This window comes from Paenibacillus sp. AR247, from assembly GCF_002968895.1.
Taxonomy (GTDB): Bacteria; Bacillota; Bacilli; order Paenibacillales; family Paenibacillaceae; genus Paenibacillus_AQ; species Paenibacillus_AQ favisporus.
The window spans coordinates 202,068-207,682 of record NZ_PCZT01000018.1; the positions used below are offsets into that span (position 1 = coordinate 202,068).

Consider the following 5,615-nt stretch of genomic DNA (forward strand, 5'->3'; position numbering starts at 1 on the left):
CAGCTCAAACTCGGGCGGAAGCTCGCGCTGCTGGTCGTACCGTTCATAGGTCAAATCGGCATCGCTTTTAATATTCTTATTATACTCATCAGCCATGTCATCCATCTCCTTTGGCGTATTTTCTTTCCTTACCGTTACCCGAATTGAGCCCGTATATCCGCTCCCGGATTAAAACTTAGGAAATACGTATCGGATCAAGAAGTAGAGGAAACCGAAAAAAATAGATAATGTACGCGGCATATTTGATAAAAGTAGGCTGCTACAAGACTGGAATCGGACTTCTGCTGAACTTCCTTATGCTCAACCTCAACGTTGTTCCGGCGGAATTCACTCATGGGTAATCCTCCTTTCAGCGCAGATCGGGAAGTCTCTGTCGTTTGCTACATTAATAAACGTACCCGCCCAAGGTGAAACATCGTTACCATACTTAGGAAAAAGTGGTATGATTAAATAAGTCCCGGCCTGTGTAACCCCGAAGGCAGTTGCGCTCAGGTTGAAGTCAATCCGGGGATTCTTATGTTTTCAAATGCATAAATATAAAGAATGGCGGCAGTATGCTCGAACCTATATGTATATTTATGCAAATGATATATTTTTTGACGACGACCGAAAGAACAGGAAGGAGTGGACGATGATGATAGCGAATCTACATAACAGTTTAAAATTTACAAATATTAACTTTTGAGGTGTTTTATGAAGGGTTTCCCCAAATCCGTAATCACTAAGCTCGCTCTGATCGCTTGCCTGACGCTGCTGTTTGTGACGGTACCGGTATTTGCTGGGGCGATGCAGACGGGTGGAGAGCGTTGGATTACCGAGTGGGAGGTCAAATGGGCGGACAGCCCGGATCTTGCGGCAGTTCCCGGATCCGTAACGGCAAGCGAAGGCTGGAGCCCGAATCAATCCGGCATGGCTTTGCCGAAGAGGCCCGGAACATCATCGACCTTATGGATCAGAACGAAGCTCCCTGCTTTGAACTGGGACATCCCCTCCATGCTTATCCCTAAGATATACGGACAGAACATTGACAACAAAGTGTTAACTCCCCTTCAGAGAAATGATTCCGATAAAATACTGTACATAGGCGTTCAATCCGCCAAGGACCGCATCGGACTGCGCCACGGCATTGAACTGGGCAACTATCCGGAATTGCTGGACAACTACGTCAAGAGAGACCTGATCGATATCATACTGGGCTGCGCGTTTGTCTTTATTGCGCTCGTCATGCTCATTTGCTCGGTTTTTTTGTAAGAAGGAGCAGAACGCCTCCTGGATTTCACTGAGTCTGGTGATCGCCTCCGCCGGAGTGCTGGTCATCACGTATTCCCCGTTTCTTTATACCTTTTACAAGGATTACGGCAAGCTCTACACCCGCCTATGGGATGTCGCGCTGTTCGTGCTGCTTCCGTCACTAACCTATTTTATCGAACGGATCTTCGGCAGCGGGTACCGGTCGGTGATCAAGAAGCTGTTGTATTTTCAAATCGGATATTCGGCATTCTGCCTGCTCTTCATGCTGGCAAACATCGTGCTGAACGACAAACTGTTCGGTATCCATTATTTTCTGTCGGTCCGTGTTCTGGGAATCGTTATGATCGTACAAGCCGTGCTGCTCGTCAGCAATTCGATCATCCATGCCGTGAAAGGGAACCGGAGCGCCGAGATTCTCACCGTCGGTTTTGCGTTGTTCGGCTTGACGGTCATTGGCGAAATGGTCTGGTTCTATTTGAAGGATGGCAATTATGACCTGTTTCTGTGGAAGTGGGGGGCGGCTGTATTTATCATTTCCCTGATGCTGATCCTCGGCCGGAACTATACCATCAATCACGAACAGATTGTAAAATATTCAAGGGAGCTGGAAATGTTCAACAACGAGCTTCAGCGCTCCGAGAAAATGGCCATCATCAGCGAATTGGCGGCATCCGTCGCCCATGAGGTCCGGAACCCGCTTCAGGTGACGCGCGGGTTCCTGCAAGTGCTGACCAAGAAGTACAGAAACCAGGATAAAATCTATATGACGATGGCTCTGGAGGAGCTGGACCGGGCCGCAGGCATCATCACCGACTTCCTGACCTTTGCCAAGCCGCAGTTTGAACGGATTTCCGTCCTGAACGTCAAAGAGGAACTGGGGCATGTGGAGGGCGTCATCGTACCGCTTGCGAACCTTCAGGGCGCCCAGATCGACATGCATATTCCGGACCATCTGCAGGTGAAAGGGAACTCTTCGAAATTTAAGCAGGCTTTTATCAATATGGTGAAGAACAGCATCGAGGCGCTTAACGGAGACGGTCAGATTAACGTATGGGCTTACGAGATGGAAGAGCGGGTTGTAATCCATATTCAGGACAATGGGGAAGGGATGAGCAAGGAGGAGCTTGCCCGGCTGGGTGAGCCGTATTTCTCCAACAAGACGAAAGGGACCGGGCTTGGTCTTATGGTTACGTTCCGGATCGTGGAAGCCATGGGGGGAAGTCTTGAATTCAAAAGCGAAAAAGGGGTGGGAACCGAAGCGGTCGTCTCCTTTCCATCAGCGGCTGTATAAGCCGCTTGACGGTAAGGTGGCGAACTTCGCTGTTCCCAACCCTTTCAAGATTTATGTAATATTCAAGATGAGGTGTGTAATCTCAATTACCAGGAGTATTTCGGCGCCGCGGCCGCTCTGACCGTTTCTGTTGGACTTGGGGGAAGCACGAGATAAAACTCGTTGGATGATTCCTCCACTGTCTTTACTTTGATGTGTTCAGGTAAAATAATACCGAGCACTTCTTTGATTGCGGCCTTAGGGTCGGCCAGGAGTCTTTCCTTGAAACTTGGGTCTTCCCAGGCTTTTTGAATAACTTGGTTGTGAAGGATAGCTTCTGCTGTCATTAGAATCACCCTTTCAACAAAATGGTTAATATTACCTTTATAAGTATACCATGGAATAAATTATAAATCTATCATTATTTGATATGATTTAACATCCACAAACTTAATCCGCCTTTTTGCAAGGCGTTTCTCTCTTCTTCGATCCGGTTCGCGTCGTCCTGAATCGACATCAGAATATGCTGGTGAAAAGAAAGCAGCTGGGGAATGTTCAATGGGGTCTGCTTGATGTGCTCATGGTTGGCTTCCGCTACGGCTGTGTATGAACGCAGAATGCCGTGAACGGCAATATAATGCTCGACACGATCAGCAGTGAGCGGTTCGTCGGGGGCAAACTGCGACCGGATCAGCGAGAGCAGGCTGTTATAGCTGCCTTCCTCAAGATCTTCCCGCCAGTCGGCCCAATCGTCCGCCATTTGCAGCGTAGCAAGTACATGTTCGAGCAAGTCGGTCACGGCCGGAATTTGTTCCTCCCTGTTCGACAAGAGCAGCGCTCCGGTACTCGACAGCTTCAGCGGCGCAGCCTTGCGCGCGATGAACAGCGGATTCACGCGGAAATAGTCGGCCGTGTGCTCATTGGTAACGGCTTCCGCCCATTCATGCAGGTACTGCCTGAAATAGGACCAGAACCGGGACGCTGAGGGGAAGTAGCCGCGGTAGATGTCGAGAAACTGCAGGTACAGCAAATTTCCCAGCGGCAGCTGCTCCTTGTCCTGGGGCGTGGAGGAATCCATGCAATCGTCCTGAATGAAAAAATAGAGCATGGCGCAAACGTTGCCGATCGACAGCTTCCGGGCGTCTTCGGCCGAAAGTCCTGCCGTTTCCATCAGCCAGAAGGGCAGCAAATAGCAGATATAGTTTTTGGCGCTGTTTTCTTCGAGCGGGTTAAAATGGCTTAAATAGGAAAGGCCTTTCGTGTTCAACGGAGAGGGGAACGCGGCAATGATGCACTCGGTTTCGCGGAATACATACGACAAGTCGGCTTCATAACGCTCTAACCATTCCATAAAATCACCTTTTTTAGATAGGATTGTTGTTCCAAGCGGCGGTATCCGATGCTGAAGACATCATTGAGCCGTTGACTGGTTATGAGTATGGGGTTGTGTGTATGTTGTTATATGAAGTTTAGTTGAGGCTTTTATTAGTTTAGCATATATTTCCAATTTATGAAATCCGTAATTGAAAGAACCGGATGCGAGGCTGCAGACTGCTGGTTCCGGTACACTAACATTCGGTAGAGGTGCACATATGAAAGCTTCGAGAAAATACGGCATCATCGCGGCGGCGATATGTATAGTCATCCAGCTTGTGCTTGCCGCCTCCTGTTACGGCAGTTCCGAACCGGCTCTAAAGCCGCTGACGGACTGGCGGTTCACATGGGAGGGCGGAGGTACAGGCAGCCGCAGCACGGACGGCATCGGGCCGGCTTCCGGGTGGGAGCCGTACCGGATGAAGCAGCCGCTGCAGCTAAGCACCGGGGAAGAGAAGGCGGGATGGTTCGAAACGAAGCTGCCGGCGCTCATCTGGAATACGCCTGCCATTTTGCTCAAACCGGTTTATGGAATCAAAATCGACATCTACGTCGGTCAAGAGAAACGATACGAAATCGATCGGGATTACCAGTATGATGTTCATCATATCCTGCTTCCGCTGAGCCGTGAAGACGCCGGTCAAACGCTGCTCATGAAAATTCAGGGGGGAACCGGCCGGATCGGCATGGACGGTCCCGTGTGGGCCGGCGATTACCAGACGCTGCTGACCAAGCTGATCAAGGCTAATCTGGGTGATATCGTTTTGGGAAGCTCGTTTATATTCATTGCGCTGATTATGCTGATTTCGGCTTTACTCCTGAACCGGAGCGAGCGGAACAGCTGGCTGTCACTGACGGTAGTCATTTTGTCGATCGGGCTCATGATCCTGACTTATTCTCCTTTTGTGTACAGTCTGTTCAGAAGCTATGGAGAATTGTTTCAGGTCGTTTTTGACCTTGGTCTGCTGTCGCTCTTACCGGCGATAACCTATTATTTTGAAAGAACCATTGGCCCCGGCTACATGCTGATCATTCGGATGTGCCGTAAATTCCTGGTAGGGTACTCGCTCTTTTGCCTCGGGTTTATGGTCATCAACCTGCTTAGCGGCAGCCGTTTCTCCGATATTTATTATTTCTTTTCCGTTAAGGTGCTCGGCTGCATTATGATCGTTCTGCTGATGATTTTGGCGGCCAGCGCGATATCCTACGCCGCCAAAGGAAACAGGGATGCGGCTGTGTTTGCTTCGGGATTTGCCTTGTTTGCCATCCCGGCGCTGGGTGAACTTGTCTGGTTCTATGTACGCCAGGGGGACTACGTGCTGTTCTGGTGGAAATGGGGAGTCCTTGGCTTCGTGATCAGCCTCATCATGATCCTTGGCCGGAAGTTCGCCCATAATCATCGGCAGATTGTCGTGTATTCCCGGGAGCTTGAAATGTTTAACAGCGAGCTGCAGCGGTCGGAGAAAATGGAAGTCATCAGCGAGCTGGCCGCCTCGGTTGCACACGAGGTGAGAAACCCGCTTCAAGTCACCCGCGGCTTTCTGCAGCTGCTGCAGGAGAAGTCAAGGGACCGGGAGAAGGAGTATCTCCGGCTGGCGCTTGAGGAATTGGACCGGGCATCGGGGATTATTACGGATTTTCTTACGTTTGCCAAGCCGGAGGCGGAGAAGGTCGCCCTGCTCAATGTGGGGCATGAATTCCGGCATATCGAGGGCATCTT

5 protein-coding genes are annotated in these 5,615 nt (G+C 50.2%); 3 read left to right on the top strand and 2 right to left on the bottom strand.

Going from position 1 to position 5,615, the window contains the following annotated elements; all coding sequences use genetic code 11:
- Nucleotides 1-693 precede the first annotated feature (693 nt).
- Nucleotides 694-1,251, top strand: a complete 558-nt coding sequence (locus CPT76_RS40585; RefSeq protein ID WP_258168826.1) for a hypothetical protein — start codon at nt 694-696, stop codon at nt 1,249-1,251.
- A gap of 37 nt (nt 1,252-1,288) precedes the next feature.
- Nucleotides 1,289-2,542, top strand: a complete 1,254-nt coding sequence (locus tag CPT76_RS26710; RefSeq protein ID WP_258168827.1) for a sensor histidine kinase — start codon at nt 1,289-1,291, stop codon at nt 2,540-2,542.
- Between the two features lie 86 nt (nt 2,543-2,628).
- Here the strand turns inward: CPT76_RS26710 and CPT76_RS26715 are convergent, their stop codons facing one another.
- Entirely contained in the window at nt 2,629-2,868 is a 240-nt protein-coding gene (locus CPT76_RS26715; protein WP_076173667.1) for an NHLP leader peptide family RiPP precursor, read from the bottom strand.
- Nucleotides 2,869-2,942: 74 nt separating this feature from the next.
- On the bottom strand, nt 2,943-3,872 hold the full coding sequence (locus tag CPT76_RS26720) for a hypothetical protein (RefSeq protein ID WP_105445055.1): 930 nt from the start codon (nt 3,870-3,872) through the stop codon (nt 2,943-2,945).
- A gap of 241 nt (nt 3,873-4,113) precedes the next feature.
- Here CPT76_RS26720 and CPT76_RS41655 point away from each other — a divergent pair.
- On the top strand, nt 4,114-5,615 hold a 1,502-nt coding region (locus CPT76_RS41655), incomplete at its 3' end, for a sensor histidine kinase (protein WP_105445056.1).